Raw genomic sequence first — 18,524 nt, forward strand, 5'->3', positions numbered from 1 at the left:
AAAAATTGCTCGGCAAGCGGTTTAAGTTTCAGGCAAGATCAGCCGATAAACCGATGGTCGTCATGCTGGCGAACGTTGCCCGTGGCTGTACGGAAGGCACTGCCCTTTGACTGTCAGCGCGGCTTTGCCAATACTCATGGCTTTTTGATGCCACGCGCCCCAGAAGGAAGCCTTGCTTTGAAGCTGGAAGCCAAGCACAGCTTGTCGGTGAAATTGCTCAGGGTAGTGCTGCTCGCCGCCTTTGCCGTCGGCGTGCTGCTCAGTTGCGCCCAGATCATATTCGACGCCAGCAAGGCCCGCGCCGCGTTGAACACCGATGCCCAGCGCACCCTGAGCATGTTCCGCGACCCGTCCACCCAGGCGGTGTACAGCCTCGACAAAGAAATGGGCATGCAGGTGCTCGAAGGGCTGTTCCAGGACACTGCCGTGCGCAAGGCCTCGATCGGCCTGCCCAACGAACCGATGCTGGCGGAAAAAACCCGCCCGCTGGCCAGCACGCCACTGCGTTGGCTGACCGACCCGATCCTTGGCAACGAAAAAACCTTCAGCATTCGCCTGGTCGGCCGCGAGCCCTACAGCGAATACTACGGCGACCTGACCATCACCCTCGACACCGCCACCTATGGCCAGGCGTTCATCACCAGCTCGGTGATCATCTTCGTTTCCGGGGTGCTGCGCGCCATGGCCATGGCCCTGGTGCTGTACCTGATCTACCACTACCTGCTCACCCGCCCGCTGTCACGCATGCTCGGCAACCTGGCGCAGATCAACCCCGACCGCCCGGCGCAGCACCAGTTGCCGCTGCTCAAGGGCCATGAGCGCAACGAGCTGGGGATGTGGATCAAAACCGCCAACCAGCTGCTGGCCTCGATCGAACGCAACACCCACCTGCGCCACGAGGCGGAGAACAGCCTGTTGCGCATGGCCCAGTATGACTTTCTCACCGGCCTGCCGAACCGCCAGCAGTTGCAAGACCAACTCGACAAGATCCTCGTCGACGCCGGCCGCCTGCAGCGCCGGGTGGCGGTGCTGTGCGTGGGCCTGGACGACTTCAAGGGCATCAACGAGCAGTTCAGCTACCAGACCGGCGACCAACTGCTGCTGGCCCTGGCCGACCGCCTGCGCGGCCACAGCGGCCGGCTGGGCGCGCTGGCGCGCCTGGGCGGCGACCAGTTCGCCCTGGTGCAGGCCGACATCGAGCAGCCCTACGAGGCCGCCGAGCTGGCCCAGAGCGTGCTCGACGACCTCGAGGCGCCCTTCGCGCTAGACCTCGAAGCGATCAACCTGCGCGCCACCATCGGCATCACCCTGTTCCCCGAAGACGGCGACAGCACGGAAAAACTCCTGCAAAAAGCCGAACAGACCATGACCCTGGCGAAAAGCCGCTCGCGCAACCGCTACCAGTTCTACATCGCCAGCGTCGACAGCGAAATGCGCCGCCGCCGCGAGCTGGAAAAAGACCTGCGCGAAGCCCTCGGCCGCGACCAGTTGGCGTTGGTGTACCAGCCCCAGGTGAGCTACCAGGATCACAGCGTGGTCGGCGTCGAGGCCCTGCTGCGCTGGACCCACCCCGAACGCGGCAACATCCCACCAGACCAGTTCATCCCCCTGGCCGAGCAGAACGGCAGCATCATCGCCATCGGCGAGTGGGTGCTCGATCAAGCCTGCCGGCAACTGCGCGAATGGCACGACCAGGGCTTCACCAGCCTGCGCATGGCGGTCAACCTGTCTACCGTGCAACTGCACCACACCGAGCTGGCCCGGGTGGTCAGCAACCTGCTGCAAATCTACCGCCTGCCGCCGCGTTCGCTGGAGCTCGAAGTCACCGAAACCGGCCTGATGGAAGACATCACCACCGCCGCCCAGCACCTGCTCAGCCTGCGCCGCGCCGGCGCGCTGATCGCCATCGACGACTTCGGTACCGGCTACTCCTCGCTCAGCTACCTGAAGTCCCTGCCGCTGGACAAAATCAAGATCGACAAGAGCTTCGTCAAGGACGTGCTCGAAGACGACGACGACGCGACCATCGTGCGGGCGATCATCCAGCTGGGCAAAAGCCTGGGCATGCAGGTGATCGCCGAAGGCGTGGAAACCGCCGACCAAGAGGCGTACATCATTGCCGAGGGCTGCCACGAGGGCCAGGGCTGGCACTACAGCAAGCCGCTGCCGGCCAAGGAAATCACCGCTTTCCTGCGCCAGCGGGAACACGCCCAGGTCGGCGCGTTGCCCTGAGGGGGTACGCCGGCTGCGCCGGGCGAAGGGCCATGTAACACTTAGAAACAGGTAGCCTCACCTACAATCGCCCGGCTTCCGTTGCCTCTGGCAAAAAAAAGAAACAGGTTTGTAACCTGAAGTTTCCTTCACCTAGCACCAAATGAAAATCCTTCGCATCATGGCCGCCGCTCGCGGGTGCCCCGCCGGCCGTCATCAATAGCCCAGGATTTCCCCATGATTCGTACCCCCCTGGCCAGCGCCAGCCTGCTGGCCATCGCCATCGCCCTCGCCGGCTGCGGTGAAGGCAACGACAAAGGCAAACCCGCCGCCCAGGCGCCCGCGCCGGCCACCGCGCCCGCACCCGCGGCCAGCACCGCCGCCGCGCCCGATGAAGCCGCCGCCAAGGCCGTGGTGGCCCACTACGCCGAGATGGTCCATGCCGTGTTCAGTGACTCGCTGAGCACCGCGCAGCAACTGCAAAGCGCCATCGACGCCTTCCTCGCCAGCCCCAGCGATGCCACCCTGAAGGCCGCCCGCGAGGCCTGGGTCGCGTCGCGCCCGGCGTACCTGCAGAGTGAGGTGTTCCGCTTCGGCAACACCCTGATCGACGACTGGGAAGGCCAGGTCAACGCCTGGCCGCTCGACGAAGGCCTGATCGACTACGTCGACGAGCACTACGAACAAGCCCTGGGCAACCCCGCCGGCAAGGCCAACATCATCGCCAACAGCACCGTGCAGGTGGGCGAAGATAAAATCGACATGGCGCAAATCACCCCCGAGAAGCTCGCCAGCCTGAATGAGCTGGGCGGTTCGGAGGCCAACGTCGCCACCGGCTACCACGCCATCGAATTCCTCCTCTGGGGCCAAGACCTCAACGGCACCGGCCCGGGCGCGGGCAACCGCCCGGCCTCCGATTACCTCGAAGGCGAAGGCGCCACCGGCGGCCACAACGACCGCCGCCGCGCCTACCTGAAGGCAGTGACCGAGTTGCTGGTCAGCGACCTGCAGGAAATGGTCGGCCAATGGGCGCCCGGCAACACCAACAACTACCGCGCCACCCTGGTGGCCGAGCCCGCCGAGGCCGGGCTGCGCAAAATGCTCTTCGGCATGGGCAGCCTGTCGCTGGGCGAACTGGCCGGCGAGCGCATGAAGGTCGCGCTGGAGGCCAACTCGCCGGAAGACGAACACGACTGCTTCAGCGATAACACCCACAACTCCGAGTTCTGGAACGCCAAAGGCATCCGCAACGTGTACCTGGGCGAATACAAGCGCACCGACGGCACCCTGCTCAGCGGCCCGAGCCTGTCGTCGCTGGTGGCCAAGGCAGACGCCCCCACAGACGCCACCTTGAAGGCCGACCTCGCCGCCACCGAGGCGAAGATGCAGGTGATCGTCGACAAGGCCAACCAGGGCGAGCACTTCGACCAGTTGATCGCCGCCGGCAATGACGCCGGTAACCAGGTGATTCGCGACGCCATCGCCGCGCTGGTCAAGCAAACCGGGGCGATCGAACAGGCCGCCGGCAAACTGGGGATCAGCGACCTGAACCCCGACAACGCCGACCACCAGTTCTGATGCCACGCGGGCCCGCCATGGACGGCAGGCCCCGGTTGCCCGATGTACGCGCGCCCTGCCCTTTTATTGCCTTTGTTAGCGGCTGCCCTGGCCGCCTGCGAGCCTGTGCCCGCCTTCAACGCGCCCGAGCCGGGTGAGGCCTTGAGCGGCGGCGCCACCACCGTGCAGCGCGCCGACCGCAACGCCTTTGCCCTGCCGGCGGCGAACCTGAGCCTTGAGCAACGGGTGGACTTCAGCGTGGGCAATTCTTTCTTTCGCAGCCCTTGGGTGATCGCCCCGGCGACCACCACCGCCCGCGACGGCCTCGGCCCGCTGTTCAACGCCAATGCCTGCCAGGCCTGCCACATCCGCGACGGCCGTGGCCACCCGCCCGCGCCGGAGGCGCTGAACGCAGTGTCGATGCTGGTGCGGTTGTCCATACCCGCCCAAGGCAACGAGGCCGAACTGGCCGAGCACGGCGTGTTGCCCGAGCCCACCTACGGCACCCAGTTGCAAGACATGGCCATCCCTGGCGTAGCACCCGAGGGCCGCCTGCGGGTGAGCTACCGCGAAGTGCCGGTACGCTTCGCGGACGGTTTCGAGGTGCGCCTGCGCCAGCCCGAGTTGCACATCAGCCAACTGGGCTACGGGCCGATGCACCCGGGTACCTTGATGTCGGCGCGCATCGCGCCGCCGATGATCGGCCTGGGGCTGCTGGAGGCGATCCCCGAACAGGCGATCCTCGCCCGCGCCGCCGAGCAAAAAGCCCTGGGCCTGGCTGGCCAACCGAACTGGGTGTGGAACGCCAGCACCGCCGCGCCCGCGCTGGGCCGTTTCGGCTGGAAAGCCGGCCAGCCCAGCCTCGACCAGCAAAACGCCCACGCCGCGGCGCAAGACATGGGCCTGAGCAGCACCCTGCTGCCCAGGCAAAACTGCACCGCCGCACAACCCGCCTGCGCCGCCGCGGCCACTGGCGACGGCAACGAAGACGGCGTGGAGGTGAGCAACAACATCCGCCGCCTGTTGCAGTTCTACACCCGCCACCTGGCCGTGCCAGCCCGCCGCGACGTGGCCGCGCCGCAAGTGCTCGCGGGCAAGCGGCTGTTCTACCAGGCCGGCTGCCAGGGCTGCCACGTGCCGCAGTGGACCACCGCTCCGGATGCCGCCGAAGCGGCGCTGGCCAACCAACGCATCTGGCCCTACAGCGACCTGCTGCTGCACGACATGGGCCCGGGCCTGGCCGACGGCCGCCCGGAATTTCTCGCCAGCGGCCAACAGTGGCGCACCGCGCCGCTGTGGGGGCTGGGCCTGACCCGTACGGTCAACGGCCACAGCCAACTGCTGCACGACGGCCGCGCGCGCAACCCGCTCGAGGCGGTGCTGTGGCACGGCGGTGAAGCCCAGGCCGCGCGCGACCGGGTGCTGGCCTTCAACGCCGACCAGCGCGCCGCGCTGTTGGCTTTTCTGGATTCCCTTTGATAACCCCGGAGCCTGACGATGTTTCGCCCCAAATTGCTGTTCACCAGCCTCGCCGCCCTGGCGTTGGGCGCCTGCACCCCGCAAGACCGCGAAGCGACCACCAGCGCGGCGCTGGCCAAGCAGGTGATCTTGCCCAGCTACGCGCGCTGGGTCGACGCCGACCGGCAACTGGCCGCCAGCGCCCTGGCGTTCTGCGAAGGCCGTGAAGACCTGGCCCAGGCCCGCGCGGCGTTCGCCACCGCGCAGCAGGCCTGGGCAGCGCTGCAACCGTTGATGGTCGGCCCGCTGGCCGAAGGCAACCGCGCCTGGAGCGTGCAGTTCTGGCCCGACAAAAAGAACCTGGTCGGGCGCCAGGTTGAACAACTGCTCGCCAGCGGCCAGCCGATCGACGCCGCCGCCCTGGCCAAGGCCAGCGTGGTGATTCAGGGCCTGTCGGCCTACGAATACATCCTCTACGACAGCCAGCCGGAGCTGGCCAGCGCGCAGAATAAAGCCCGCTACTGCCCGCTGCTGGTGGCGATCGGGCAGCGCCAGCAGGGGCTGGCCGAAGAAATGCTGGCCAGCTGGAACGCCCAGCAGGGCATGCTCGCGCAACTGAGCCAATTCCCCAACGAGCGCTACGCCGACGCCCACGAGGCGATCGCCGACGTGCTGCGCGCCCAGGTGACCGCGCTGGACACCCTGAAGAAAAAACTCGGTGCGCCCATGGGCCGGCTGAGCAAGGGCGTGCCGCAGCCGTTCCAGGCTGAAGCCTGGCGCAGCGACACCTCGCTGGCGAGCCTGCGCGCCAGCCTCGAGGGCGCCCGTGAAGTGTGGGCCGGGGCCGACGGCGCCGGCCTGAAAACCCTGCTCGGCAAAGACCACCACGACCTCGCCGGGAAGATCGACGCCGCCTACCACGGCGCCCTCGGCCAGCTTGCCGGCGAACAAAGCCTGGCGCAGCTGCTTGCCAGTGGCGAAGGCCAGGCGCGGTTGAAGGTGCTGTACGACAGCCTCAACGTGGTCCACCGCCTGCACGAAGGCGAACTGGCCCGCGCGCTGGGCATCCAGTTGGGTTTCAACGCCAACGACGGAGACTGAACCATGGGCCTGCACAGCCGGCTTGCCGCCACCCTTGCACTGTTGCGCCGTGGCCGCCGCGGCGCCTCGCCGCTGTTGCTGTCGGCCCGCGACGACGACCAGGGCCGCCACTACGCGGTGGGCTACCACCTCGACGGCCGCCAGGCGTTCGCCACCGAGGTGGCGCAGCGCTGCCACGCGGTGGTCGAACACCCGCGCCTGCCGCTGGCGCTGTTCGTGGCGCGCCGCCCGGGTACCGCCTGCTACCTGCTCAGCCTGCCCAGCGGCCAGGTGCTGCAAACCCTCGAGGCCGAGCCGGGCCGGCACTTTTACGGGCACGGCGTGGCGCACGCGGCGGGCGAGTGGTTTTACCTCACCGAGAACGACACCACCGACCCGGGCCGCGGCCTGCTCGGGGTGTATCGCTTTGACGGCCAGCGGCTGCGCCGCGAGCATGAACTGCCGACCCACGGCATCGGCCCCCATGAGGTGGCCTGGCTGCCTTGCGGCGAAACTTTGGTGGTGGCCAACGGCGGTATCCGCACCGAAGCCGAAAGCCGGGTGGAGATGAACCTGCACGCGATGGCGCCCAGCCTGGTGCTGATGCAGCGCGACGGCGCGCTGTTGTCGAAAGAAACCCTGGCCCAACCGATGAACAGCATCCGCCACCTGGCCATCGGCCGTGACGGCACCGTGCTCACCTGCCAGCAGTACATGGGCGCCGGCGAAGACCTCGCCGAACTGTTGGCGATCAAGCGCCCCGGCCAGGCCTTTGTGCCGTTCCCGGTGGCGCCGGAGCAGTTGCAAGGCATGGCCCATTACACCGCCAGCGTGGCGCTGCACGATGAACTGCGGCTGGTGGCCCTGACCGCGCCACGGGCGAACCGCTTGTTCATCTGGGCGCTGGACAGCGGCGTACTGCGGCTAGAGGCCCACGTGCCGGATTGCGCCGGGGTGGCGGCGGTGGCCGAGGGCTTCGTGGTGAGTTCGGGGCAAGGCCGCTGCCGGCTGTACGACTGCCGGGCGCAGGCGGTGAAGGGCACGCCATTGGCGTTGCCGGCGGGGTTTTGGGACAACCACTTGGGGGTGGCGGCAGCGGGCTAGGCAACTGGCCCTTCGCCCGGGGTAAAAAATAAGGGGGCACCCAGTGCCCCCTCATTTCTCGCTCATTGTTGCCCCCGCGAACCCTGAGCTAAACCAAATACCAACAACAGCAGGTCTTTGTCCGGCTTCAATGCCGTGTGACTCTTTTGCACCCGTGGCAAGGGGCAGAACCCTTCGCCGTGGGCAGCGCTCAGAATTTCAGGCCCGGGTTGGTGCCAGGCCGCCATGGCGACGCCGGTAATTCCCAGGGCCAGGAGCACGAACGAAGCTCGTGCCATTTCTAGTTTCATCACTCCAACCCTTTGACAACGCTGCCATACGCTGCCTCATAAAAGTAGAGTAATTTTTGCCAGTCGGCATCCGCGAACGACGAGTGGCGGCGCAGTTGCTTCATGTCGTGGGCGGCGGCGCGGCTGCTGGTGAAGCGCTGGCGGCATTTTTCGAAATCCAGCAGCGCCGCCTCTACCTGTGCCTGGCCCGCGTCGAGCTTGACCCGGATGAACACGTGCTTGATGTACAGGCAGCCGTGTTGCCAACGGCCACGGTGCATGCGCGCCAGGTTCTCGCCCAGGTCCTTGAGGAACAGTTCATGGATCACCTCGCCGTAGCGCTCGCGGCCACCGGCGGCGATCCACTGTTCGTACTCGATGAAGCCCTCGAGGGATTCGGTGACCAACAGGGCCTTCCAGCCAAACTGCTCGTCGCGCTCGGCGCCACAGAAGCGCAGCACCGGCACGCGGACGTTCAGCCCGCTCAAGCCATTGAGCGCATCGCGCTCGCGCAGCACCGTGGGGCGGCCGAAGGGGTGCAGCGGGCTGCGGTAGATGTGGCCGGTCTGGCGCTTCACGTACACCACGTCATCGCCTTCGAACACGCGCTGTACACCGCTTTCGCCACCGCGGCGGCGGTTGGGCTCTTCCACCCATTCGCCACGGCTGCTCCAGTAGTCCTGGAAGCTACGCATCGGGCTTGCCATTTCGGTCGTCATCAAGGCACTTCCTCACACAAAACTGACTCGCCCTGGGGGCGCTACCAACGGGCAGGCAGGGGTCGAGCGAACCATTGCCACAGGGGGCAGGCCCGCAGGCTGCGGCTACGTTATTCAAGCGGATGTGGCCGGCAGGTTATCAGGATGTGAAAATTTTGTGTCAAGCCGTGTAGGCGATCACTGCATTCCACACCCCAGCGGCAGGCTCAGACCACCGCGGGGGGCTGCAGGTTCACCGTGAAGCAGCAACCGTGGGGCTGCACATGGGCCAACTCGACCGTCCAGCCCTGGTCGTCACAGATGCGCTGCACCAGCGACAGGCCCAGCCCCAGGCCCTCGCCGCGTTTTTCGGTGCCGCGCACGAACGGCTTGAACATCGCGTCGCGTTTGTCTTTGGGGATGCCCACGCCGGTGTCTTCCACGCTGAACGCGGTGCTGCCCACCGCCAGGCGGATGTGCCCGCTGTCGGTGTAGTGCAGGGCGTTGCGCAGCAGGTTGCTCATCACCGTTTGCAAAAAGGTCGCGTTGTAGCGGGTGGCCGGCGCCTCGGCGGGGGTCTCGAGCACCAGGCTCAGGCCCTTTTGCTCGATCGGCGCGCGCCATTGGGCGGCCAGGTCATCGGCCACCTGCACCAGCCCGGCCTGGGTGGCGACGGCGTCTTTGCGCTGGGCACGGGCGAGCATCAGGAAGGTTTGCACCAGTTCGCGCATGTCTTCGCAGGCGCGGGTGATGCGCTCGACCTGGGCGCGCGAGCGCGGCTCGAGGTTGGGGCTGGCCAGCAGCAGCTCGCAGGAGGTCGCCAGCACCATCAATGGCGTGCGCAGCTCATGGCTGACGTCGCTGGTGAACAGCCGTTCGCGGTTCAGCGCTTCGCGCAGGCGGCCGAGGGTGGCGTCGAAGGCCAGCGCCAACTGGCCAACCTCGTCGGCGGCGTAGTCTGGCGCCAGCGGCGGGGCCAAGCCCAGCAGTTGGTCGCGGTGGCGCACCTGGCGGGCCAGGCGGATCACCGGCGCCATCACCCGCCGCGCCAGCAGCCAACCGAGAAACACCGCCAGCGCCAGGCTCATCACAAAGCCCACCAGCACCACCGCGAACAGAATGCGCTCGCGCTCTTCGAAGTCGCTCTGGTCTTGCAGCAGCACGTAGCGGCGGCCATCGACCACCTGCACCATCGCGTGGTAGGACAAATCGCCACGGAACACTTCATGGAAGCCCGGGTCAAGGTGGCGCAGGTCTTTCGGCAGCTCGAAATCGGCCGGGCCGCCGCTGAAGTAGAACAGTTGGTCCGGCTCGGGGCGGTGGTTCCAGTCGCTGATGCTGTCCATCAGCAGCAGGCGCTGCAGGTCCCCGCCAAGCCCCGCGGAGATCAGTTTTTCCTCGACCAGGTGCACCGTGGCGACGATCCCCACGGCAAACGACCCGGCCACCAGCGCGCTCATCAGGGCAAAGGCAATGATGATCCGCTGGGCGAGGCTTTGCTTAAACTCCATCCCGGCTCTCGGTTAGCCGGTACCCCACGCCATGCACGGTGTGCAGCAGCGGTTTTTCGAACGGTTTGTCGATCACCTGGCGCAACTGGTGCACGTGGCTGCGCAGGCTGTCGCTGTCTGGGCAGTCGTCGCCCCACAAGGCCTCTTCGAGCACCTCGCGGCGCAGCACGTGGGGGCTTTTTTGCATCAATACCGCGAGCAGCTTTAGCCCCACCGGGTTGAGCTTGAGCAGCTTGCCGGCGCGGGTCACCTCGAGGGTGTCGAGGTCGTAGATCAGGTCGGCCACCTGCAGGTTGCGCCGCCCGCCACCCTGGGCGCGGCGCATCACCGCCTCGATGCGCGCGGCCAGTTCGGACAACGCGAACGGCTTGACCAGGTAGTCGTCGGCGCCGTTACGGAAGCCCTGCAGGCGGTCGTCGAGCTGGTCGCGGGCGGTCAGCATGATCACCGGCGTGTCACGGCGGGCGTCTTCGCGCAGGCGTTTGCACAAGGTGTAACCGTCGATGCCCGGCAGCATGATGTCGAGCACGATCAGGTCGTAATGTTCGGTTGCCGCCAGGTGCAGGCCCGACAAGCCGTCCTGGGCACAATCCACGGTATACCCTTTCAAACCCAGGTAATCGGCCAGGTTCGCCAGGATGTCGCGGTTGTCTTCGACGACTAGAATTCGCATGGGCACTTACCCCCGTAGGTACATTCATCACTCACAAGCGGGCGCAGCTTAAGCCACCGCAGCGCCGCATGCCAGTGTACATTGGCGTTCACGAAATTTTTACCACCCATTCACAGCCGCCGAACGGCACGCGGCGCAGGCTCTGCGCGCAAACTTGCCAACGCAGTGGAGCTTCCATGGCATCTACCCCCCTCGCCGCCTCGCGGCCTCTGAACCCCTGGCTCGTGCTGGGCATCCCGTTGGTGATCGCCGTGGCGCTGATCCTGCTGGAACTGACCGACCTGGACATGTACCTGGCCCGCCTGGCCTTCGACCCTCAAACCAACGAATTCATCGGCCGCCACAGTTATTTTCTTGAAAACGTGCTGCACGACCGCGCCAAGCAGGTGGTGATCGCCGTGGGCGTGTTGGCCCTGATCGGGTTCGCCGGCTCGTTTTTCCTCGAACGCTTCAAGCCGGTGCGCCGCGAGCTGGGTTGCCTGGTGCTGTCGATGGCGCTGGCCACCGGGTTCGTCACGCCCGTCAAGCAACTGACCCAGGTGCAGTGCCCCTGGAGCCTGACCGACTTTGGCGGCAGCGAAACCTACAGCAAGCTGCTCGAACCACGCCCGCCCACCGACAAACCCGGCCTGTGCTGGCCCGGCGGCCACGCCGCTACCGGGTTTACCCTGTTCGCGCTGTTCTTCGTGTTCCGTGACCGCCGGCCAAAGGTCGCCCGCGGCATGTTCGTATTCGCCGCAGTACTGGGCACGGTGTTTTCCATCGGCCGCATGCTGCAGGGGGCGCATTTCTTTTCCCACAACGTGTGGACGGCGGTGTTTTGCTGGTTGATCTGCCTGGGCGCCTATTATGCGGTGCTGTACCGCAAGGCCGGGGCTGAGGGGTATGCCGGGGAGGCGCAGAAGGTCGTGTAAGGCTTGAGGGCCCTTCGCCCGGCACAGCCGGAGTGCCGGACCACGGCCTCCCACAGATTCTTTTTTGCCTTGTAAATCAGATACTTACACGAACCCGTGGGAGGCCGGCTGTGCCGGGCGATGGGCCAGTCAGGTCGTGCGCTCGGTAAACCACCGGGAAAAATCAGGGCTTTTCACCCTCGAAGGGCCCTGATGCCATGCGCGCATCGCCCACCCTCACCCACCCAATAAAAAACCCCAGGCCAATGGCCTGGGGTTTTTGTGTTACAGCAGCGTAAAGGCTGGCTTACATCATGCCGCCCATACCGCCCATGCCACCCATGCCGCCCATGTCTGGCATGCCGCCGGCGGCTTTGTCTTCCGGCAGGTCTGCAACCATGGCTTCGGTGGTGATCATCAGGCCGCCGATCGAGGCTGCGGCTTGCAGCGCGGAACGGGTGACCTTGGCTGGGTCGAGGATACCCATTTCGATCATGTCGCCGTACTCGCCGGTCGCGGCGTTGTAGCCGTAGTTGCCGCTACCTTGCTTGACCTTGTCGACCACCACGCTTGGCTCGTCGCCGGCGTTGGCGACGATCTGGCGCAGCGGGGCTTCTACTGCGCGGCGCAGCAGGGCGATACCGACGTTCTGCTCTTCGTTGTCGCCTTTCAGGCCTTCGATCGCCTGCAGGGCGCGCACCAGGGCAACACCACCGCCAGGCACCACGCCTTCTTCGACGGCTGCGCGGGTAGCGTGCAGGGCGTCTTCAACGCGGGCTTTCTTCTCTTTCATTTCGACTTCGGTGCCAGCACCGACCTTGATCACGGCAACACCGCCAGACAGCTTGGCCAGGCGCTCTTGCAGTTTTTCACGGTCGTAGTCGGACGTGGTGTTCTGGATTTCGCCACGGATTTGCGAGATGCGCGCCTGGATGTCTTCCTTGGCGCCAGCACCGTCGACCACGGTGGTGTTTTCCTTGGTCATGGTCACGCGCTTGGCGTTGCCCAGGTGCTCCAGGGTGGTGCTTTCCAGGCTCAGGCCGATTTCTTCAGCGATGACGGTAGCGCCGGTCAGGATGGCGATGTCGTTCAGCATGGCCTTGCGGCGGTCGCCGAAGCCAGGGGCCTTGACGGCAGCAACCTTGACGATGCCGCGCATGTTGTTCACGACCAGGGTCGCCAGCGCTTCGCCTTCGATGTCTTCAGCGATGATCACCAGCGGGCGGCCGGCCTTGGCAACGGCTTCCAGCACTGGCAGCAGTTCGCGGATGTTCGAGATTTTCTTGTCGACCAGCAGCAGCAGCGGGCTTTCCAGCTCGGCAACCATGGTTTCTGGCTTGTTGACGAAGTACGGCGACAGGTAGCCGCGGTCGAACTGCATGCCTTCGACGGTGTTCAGGTCGTTTTCCAGGCCCGAACCTTCTTCAACGGTGATCACGCCTTCTTTGCCGACTTTTTCCATTGCCTGGGCAATGATGTCGCCGATGGAGTTATCGGAGTTGGCGGAGATGGTACCGACCTGAGCGATGGCCTTGCTGTCGGAGCATGGCTTGGACAGGTTTTTCAGCTCCGCGACGATGGCGATGGTGGCCTTGTCGATGCCGCGCTTGAGGTCCATCGGGTTCATGCCGGCAGCAACGGCCTTCAGGCCTTCGCTGACGATGGCCTGGGCCAGCACGGTAGCGGTGGTGGTGCCGTCACCGGCTTCGTCGTTGGCCTTGGAGGCGACGTCTTTGAGCAGTTGGGCGCCCATGTTCTCGAACTTGTCTTGCAGTTCGATTTCCTTGGCGACGGAAACGCCGTCCTTGGTGATGGTCGGGGCGCCGAAGCTCTTGGCCAGGACCACGTTGCGGCCTTTCGGGCCCAGGGTCGCCTTGACGGCGTCAGCCAGAACGTTCACACCAACCAGCATTTTCTTGCGAGCGGAGTCGCCGAATTTAACGTCTTTTGCAGCCATGATCGTATTCCTTGAATTCTTCAGTCGTGAACCGTGTCAACGAGGCGAGTATCAGCCTTCGACGACCGCGAGGATTTCGTTCTCGTTCATCACCAGCAGGTCTTCGCCATCGACCTTGACGGTGTTGCTACCCGAGTAAGGGCCAAACACGACCTTGTCACCGACCTTCACGGCCAGCGCGCGCACTTCACCGTTGTCCAGAACGCGGCCCGGGCCGACGGCGACGATTTCGCCACGGTTTGGTTTCTCGGCGGCCGAACCTGGCAGCACGATACCGCCAGCGGTCTTGGACTCTTCTTCGCTGCGGCGAATGACAACGCGGTCATGCAGAGGACGAAGCTTCATTGTCGATCTCCCAATTATGGTTTCAGCGGCCGGAACCCCCCGGCCTGTTATGCGTTCCCGGCCCTGGGCCGGTTGCGCCTCGCTCACGCGAGGTGCGAAATATGACCGGCATCGCTGCCGTAACCTTGCGGTGACCCATACATAGGGCCAGCCGTTTTGATTACAAGGGCGGGGTAAAAAAAAATTTGCTTACGTTTGAACGAAACACGGCCCCAACAGGGGCCGTGTAATAGAAGAAGCGGCTCAATCGCGGCGCTCGTACTCGCCTTCGATCACCTCGGGGCGATGCTGCCGGGGTGGCTGCGGCGCGCCTTGTGGCTCGCCGGTGAAGGCGCGTTGGCGCTGGGCCTGGGCTTCGGCGCGGCGTTGCAGGTTGCCGGCCAGCCAATGGCGTGTGAACGGCAGCAGGCACAGCAGGCCAAGCACGTCGGTGATGAAGCCCGGCACCAGCAGCAGGCCGCCGCCGAGGGTCAGCATCATGCCGTTGAGCATTTGCCCGCCGGGCATTTCGCCACGCTGCAGGGCCTCACGGGTGCTCAGCGCGGTGGCCAGGCCCGCCAGGCGCATGATCAGCACGCCCAGCGCGGAACCGGCGATGATCAACAGCAGCGCCGGGAAGAAACCAATGGCCGTGCCCACCTGAAAAAACACGAACAATTCGAGCACGGGAAACAACAGCAACGAAAACAGAAAAATACGCATGGGATGATCCTCACAAGATTGCCTAGCTAAGATGCTGGCGAACGCCGCAAATTCAAGTGGCGCCGCCCTGGCGAAGCGGCCAGGCATCGGCGTAGGCCAGGGCTACCAAGGCTTCGCGCACTTGTTTCGGCGTATTGCAAGGTGCGCCGAAGGCCAGCCAGTGTAGCCCCTGGCCGATGCGCAGGTGAAACCCCTCGGCGTCGATGCCGGCCATCTGTGCCGGGGCATGGGTGGGCAAGCCGGCCAACGCCACGTAATGGGCAATGGCCTTGGCATGGTCGGCGTTCATGTGCTCGACCATGCCGGCCTCGGCGGCGCCGGCGAAGGGGTTGGCCTGGGCCACGGCGTCGAGCCAATGGATTTTGCCAAAGCCGCCGATGTAGCGGTAACGCACCGGGCGCAGGCACCAGAAGTCGAAATCGTGGGCGCTGTGGTAGCCCGCCGCCTCGGGAAAGTAACGGTAATAGCGCTCGGCGGCCTCGCCGGGCGCCTCCAGCTTGTGCGCCTCGGCCAGCAGCGTGAGGCGCCCGGCGCTTTGCACGTCGTCGTGGCGCTCGCCCACCAGCAGTGAGCATTTAGCGGCGGCCTCGAGGTTGCGGGTGTGCTGGGCGATGCGGCTGATCAACAGCAGCGGGTAGCCGTCGGCGTCGAGGCAATACGGCACCACCGAGCCGAACGGAAAGCCCGGCATGGCCTTGGAATGGGTGCTCAGGGCGCCGTTGTACTGCGACAACAGCAGGGTACGGGCGGCAAGGGCGGGGCTGGTCACGGGCTGTAGGCCTGAACGGTGAACGGGCGCTCACCTTACCATGCCGCGCCCGCCCTGCCCCTGTGAAACCCGCGTTACCAGGTTACGCCAAAGCCCGCGGTGAAGCGGCTGCTGTCCAGGTCGTTGCCGTCCTGGGTGCCGCTGATCAGGTCTTTTTCATACTTGACGTTGAGCGACGCCCAGTCGGTGACCTTGTAGCGCAGGCCCACCTCGGCGTCGAGGCTGTAGTCGGCGGCGTTGGACAACGGCCGGCCGACCTCGCCCGTGGTGAAGAACTCGAACGTCTTGCCCACCAGGTAGCGGTTGTAGTCCCACTTCACCGAGGCCGAGTAGAAACTGTCGGAAGTGCCGTCGGAATACTTGTACTGGGTGTTGTTGATCAGGCTGCTGAGGCTGAACGCACCGAGTTCGTCGTCCCAGAACTGATAACCCGGGCCGGTACCGAGCTGGCGCTGGCGGGCAAGGTCTTCGACGTTGTCATGCTTGTAGTTGACCCGGCCTTGCCAGAACCACTTCTCGGTCAGGAAGCGGTCCAGCGAGTACTCCGCGCCCCAGTTGTCAGTGGTGGTCAGGCCGTCTTCCTTCTCGACGTTGTACTCGCCGTCGGCGGTGTGCCGCCACAGGCCATGGCGGGCGGAGGTCTTGAAGGCCAGGTTGTAATCGTCGGTGTCGTTCTCGGCGCGCTTGAAGTCCAGCGCGGCATCGGCGCTGCCCTTCCAGCTGAAGTCCTGGATCAACGGCTTGGGCTTCATGATCTGCGAGATGCTCGCCAGGTCGACGGTGGTCGGCGCGGAGCCATTGGCCAGCACCACCTTGCCTTCCTGGTCGGCCGGCTTCAGCGCCTTGGACACAGTGTTCTTGTCGGTGTAGTTGTTACCCTGCTTGACCAACAACTGCTGGGTACTCTCCAGGGTTTTTACCTTGGTCATGTCGATGGGGATCGAACCACCGTAGTCGGTGGTGAGCATCAACTTACCGCCGTCGTACACCGTAATGGTGCCTGTGAGGCGGTCTCCGTTCTTCAACCACACGGTGTCTGCGAAGGCAGCGGTGGACGAGCAAGTGACAGCAACGCACAACAGGGTTCTCGACAACATAGGCAAAACGGGCTCGTTGGGTAGACTTAAGAAAACGACGGACCATGGACTGACCCAACAAATGCGCGATGAGTTCAACGCCCCGCCGAAGAAAAATGTAGCCGAACCGTTACATGACCCACGCAAGCAAGCGCTCTACAGCGTGCTTGCCGCGGTGCCCAGTGGGTGTGTGGTGAGCTACGGCCAGCTCGCTGAAATGGCCGGTCTGGGCCGAGCCGCGCGCTGGGTCGGGCGCACCCTCAGCCAGTTGCCGGAGGGCTCGGCGCTGCCCTGGCACCGGGTGATCGGTGCCGGTGGTCGGATTTCATTAGCCGCCGGTACCCCTGGCGGTGAAGAACAACGGGCCCGCCTGCGCCAGGAAGGGGTATTGGCCAAAGGCGATCGCGTGGATATCCGCCGGCATGGCTGGCGCCCGATGGAGCACAACGGTTAGAGTGCGCGCTTTGTGTCGTTAGACTACGAGGCCGATCTTCCCTCATGCCCGGTAAAACCTGGCGCGCCGCGATGGCCGCCTATGCCAGCCCATCGACGCTCGTATTGCTGTTACTCGGATTTGCCGCCGGCCTGCCATACATGCTGGTGTTCTCCACCCTCTCGGTCTGGTTGCGCGAAGCGGGCGTGGCCCGCGAAACCATTGGCTACGCGAGCCTGATCGGCCTGGCCTACGCCTTCAAATGGGTGTGGTCGCCGCTGCTCGACCAATGGCGCCTGCCCGGCCTCGGCGCGCTCGGCCGGCGCCGCTCCTGGCTGGTGCTGGCGCAAAGCCTGGTGCTGCTGGGGCTGATCGGCATGAGCTTCTGCGACCCGCAAAAACACCTGCCTTGGCTGATCGCGATCGCTGTGGTGGTGGCCTTTGCCTCGGCCACCCAGGACATCGCCGTCGACGCCTACCGCCTGGAGATTGCCGGCGACACCCGCCAGGCCGCGCTGGCCGCCAGTTACATGGCCGGCTACCGGGTCGCCGCGCTGCTGGCCACCGCGGGCGCGCTGTTCTTCGCCGAAGGCTTTGGCTCTACCGGCTTCGCCTACCTGAACAAAGCCTGGGCCAACACCTACCTGCTGTTCGGGGTGATGATGCTGCCGGCGTTGATCACCACGCTGCTGATGCGCGAGCCCGACGCCCCGCTGCCCACTGAAATGACCGCCGCCCGCTACGGTTTCATTCACCAGATCGCCTCGGTGGTGGTGCTGATCATCTTGCTGGTGTCGGTGCCGGCAATGTTCACCCAGTTGTACAACACTGACTTCGCCAGCGTGTTCAACGGCAGCGAAAGCCCGCTGGACCTGGTGCTCGAAGACCGCGCGTTCCTGCGCGCGATCCTCTACATCACCCTCACCGCCCTGTGCCTTTCGGGCCTCGGCCGGCGCGGCTTGGCGCCGGTGCTCACACCCGTGAACGATTTCATCCTGCGCTACCGCTGGCAGGCCTTGCTGCTGCTGGGGCTGATCGCCACCTACCGGATGAGCGACACGGTGATGGGTGTGATGGCCAACGTGTTCTACATCGACATGGGCTTCACCAAGGACCAGATCGCCAGCGTCAGCAAGCTGTTCGGCCTGATCATGACCCTGGTCGGCGCGGGCGCGGGGGGCTTGCTGATCGTGCGCTTCGGCATTTTGCCGATCCTGTTCATCGGCGGCGCCGCCTCGGCGGGCACCAACCTGCTGTTCCTGATGCTCAGCGACATGGGGCCGAACCTGCAGATGCTGGTGGTGACCATTTCGCTCGACAACTTCAGCTCGGGCCTGGCCACCTCGGCCTTCGTGGCCTACCTGTCGAGCCTGACCAACCTGAAGTTCTCCGCCACCCAGTACGCGCTGCTGAGCTCGATCATGCTGCTGCTGCCGCGGTTGATCGGGGGGTATTCAGGGGTGATGGTGGAGAAGTGGGGGTACCACAACTTCTTCCTGGCCACGGCGGTGATGGGCATCCCGACATTGGTGTTGATCATGCTGCATGCGCGGTATCGCGGTACCGGGGAGTGACTGCAGGGCCTCTCGCCCGGCACAGCCGTAATGCTGTTCACTTAAGCAATCAAAGCGCTAAATCGAGGGTGAAAAGCCCTGATTTCTTTCGATGGTTTTACCGAGCGCATGACCTGACTGGCCCATCGCCCGGCACAGCCGGAGTGCCGGACCACGGCCTCCCACCAGTTTTGTGTAAGCCATTGATTTTGGGCTCAACACAGACCCCGTGGGA

16 protein-coding genes and 1 pseudogene are annotated in these 18,524 nt (G+C 65.1%); 8 read left to right on the forward strand and 9 right to left on the reverse strand.

Going from position 1 to position 18,524, the window contains the following annotated elements; all coding sequences use genetic code 11:
- Nucleotides 1–177: 177 nt before the first annotated feature.
- From ACFZCE_RS12510 to ACFZCE_RS12530, 5 genes are all read left to right on the forward strand, one after another.
- Nucleotides 178–2,232: an EAL domain-containing protein gene (locus tag ACFZCE_RS12510; protein WP_390939286.1), complete on the forward strand. Its 2,055-nt coding sequence runs from the start codon at nt 178–180 to the stop codon at nt 2,230–2,232.
- Between the two features lie 216 nt (nt 2,233–2,448).
- Nucleotides 2,449–3,789, forward strand: coding sequence for an imelysin family protein (locus ACFZCE_RS12515; RefSeq protein WP_390939287.1), 1,341 nt, complete (start codon nt 2,449–2,451; stop codon nt 3,787–3,789).
- A gap of 42 nt (nt 3,790–3,831) precedes the next feature.
- Complete coding sequence (locus ACFZCE_RS12520) at nt 3,832–5,247, forward strand: di-heme oxidoredictase family protein (RefSeq protein ID WP_390939288.1); 1,416 nt, start codon at nt 3,832–3,834, stop codon at nt 5,245–5,247.
- A gap of 18 nt (nt 5,248–5,265) precedes the next feature.
- Entirely contained in the window at nt 5,266–6,327 is a 1,062-nt protein-coding gene (locus tag ACFZCE_RS12525; RefSeq protein WP_390939290.1) for an imelysin family protein, read from the forward strand.
- Nucleotides 6,328–6,330: 3 nt separating this feature from the next.
- The gene (locus ACFZCE_RS12530) at nt 6,331–7,410 is read left to right on the forward strand and encodes a DUF1513 domain-containing protein (protein ID WP_390939292.1); all 1,080 of its coding nucleotides are present in this window, start codon (nt 6,331–6,333) and stop codon (nt 7,408–7,410) included.
- 62 nt (nt 7,411–7,472) lie between these two features.
- Here ACFZCE_RS12530 and ACFZCE_RS12535 read toward each other — a convergent pair whose 3' ends face one another.
- The 4 genes from ACFZCE_RS12535 to colR form a co-directional block, all read right to left on the reverse strand.
- The gene (locus tag ACFZCE_RS12535; RefSeq protein WP_390939294.1) at nt 7,473–7,700 is read right to left on the reverse strand and encodes a hypothetical protein; all 228 of its coding nucleotides are present in this window, start codon (nt 7,698–7,700) and stop codon (nt 7,473–7,475) included.
- Nucleotides 7,700–8,398, reverse strand: coding sequence for a lipopolysaccharide kinase InaA family protein (locus tag ACFZCE_RS12540; RefSeq protein WP_390939296.1), 699 nt, complete (start codon nt 8,396–8,398; stop codon nt 7,700–7,702). Before ACFZCE_RS12540 ends, ACFZCE_RS12535 begins: the two co-directional genes overlap by 1 nt.
- Before the next feature lie 206 nt (nt 8,399–8,604).
- Nucleotides 8,605–9,888, reverse strand: coding sequence for an ATP-binding protein (locus ACFZCE_RS12545; RefSeq protein ID WP_390939298.1), 1,284 nt, complete (start codon nt 9,886–9,888; stop codon nt 8,605–8,607).
- Nucleotides 9,878–10,561, reverse strand: coding sequence for a two-component system response regulator ColR (colR, locus tag ACFZCE_RS12550; protein WP_390939300.1), 684 nt, complete (start codon nt 10,559–10,561; stop codon nt 9,878–9,880). The genes ACFZCE_RS12545 and colR overlap by 11 nt, the downstream gene beginning before the upstream one ends.
- Nucleotides 10,562–10,737: 176 nt before the next feature.
- Here colR and ACFZCE_RS12555 point away from each other — a divergent pair, with 176 nt between their 5' ends.
- Nucleotides 10,738–11,475 carry a phosphatase PAP2 family protein gene (locus ACFZCE_RS12555; protein ID WP_390939302.1) on the forward strand — a complete coding sequence of 246 codons (738 nt, stop codon included), beginning with the start codon at nt 10,738–10,740 and terminating at the stop codon, nt 11,473–11,475.
- A gap of 286 nt (nt 11,476–11,761) precedes the next feature.
- Here ACFZCE_RS12555 and groL read toward each other — a convergent pair whose 3' ends face one another.
- From groL to ACFZCE_RS12580, 5 genes are all read right to left on the reverse strand, one after another.
- Nucleotides 11,762–13,411 (reverse strand): chaperonin GroEL, encoded by a 1,650-nt coding sequence (gene groL / locus ACFZCE_RS12560; protein WP_390939304.1) that lies wholly within the window; start codon nt 13,409–13,411, stop codon nt 11,762–11,764.
- Between the two features lie 51 nt (nt 13,412–13,462).
- Nucleotides 13,463–13,756: a co-chaperone GroES gene (locus ACFZCE_RS12565; protein ID WP_190416890.1), complete on the reverse strand. Its 294-nt coding sequence runs from the start codon at nt 13,754–13,756 to the stop codon at nt 13,463–13,465.
- A 243-nt stretch (nt 13,757–13,999) separates the two neighbouring features.
- Nucleotides 14,000–14,458: an FxsA family protein gene (locus ACFZCE_RS12570; RefSeq protein WP_390939307.1), complete on the reverse strand. Its 459-nt coding sequence runs from the start codon at nt 14,456–14,458 to the stop codon at nt 14,000–14,002.
- Nucleotides 14,459–14,510: 52 nt separating this feature from the next.
- A complete protein-coding gene (locus ACFZCE_RS12575) occupies nt 14,511–15,227 on the reverse strand; it encodes a DUF2470 domain-containing protein (RefSeq protein ID WP_390939308.1) in 717 nt (238 codons plus the stop codon).
- Between the two features lie 74 nt (nt 15,228–15,301).
- Nucleotides 15,302–16,324, reverse strand: a complete 1,023-nt coding sequence (locus ACFZCE_RS12580) for a DUF481 domain-containing protein (protein WP_390939310.1) — start codon at nt 16,322–16,324, stop codon at nt 15,302–15,304.
- A 61-nt stretch (nt 16,325–16,385) separates the two neighbouring features.
- On the opposite strand from ACFZCE_RS12580, the gene ACFZCE_RS12585 reads away from it, so the two are divergent.
- Both ACFZCE_RS12585 and ACFZCE_RS12590 read left to right on the forward strand, forming a co-directional pair.
- Complete coding sequence (locus ACFZCE_RS12585; RefSeq protein ID WP_390939311.1) at nt 16,386–16,757, forward strand: MGMT family protein; 372 nt, start codon at nt 16,386–16,388, stop codon at nt 16,755–16,757.
- Nucleotides 16,758–16,801: 44 nt separating this feature from the next.
- A pseudogene (locus ACFZCE_RS12590) lies at nt 16,802–18,283 on the forward strand (AmpG family muropeptide MFS transporter); the annotation flags it as partial.
- Nucleotides 18,284–18,524: the final 241 nt, after the last annotated feature.

Origin of the sequence: Pseudomonas sp. NPDC007930 (assembly GCF_042958985.1) — a bacterium.
Taxonomy (GTDB): domain Bacteria; phylum Pseudomonadota; class Gammaproteobacteria; order Pseudomonadales; family Pseudomonadaceae; genus Aquipseudomonas.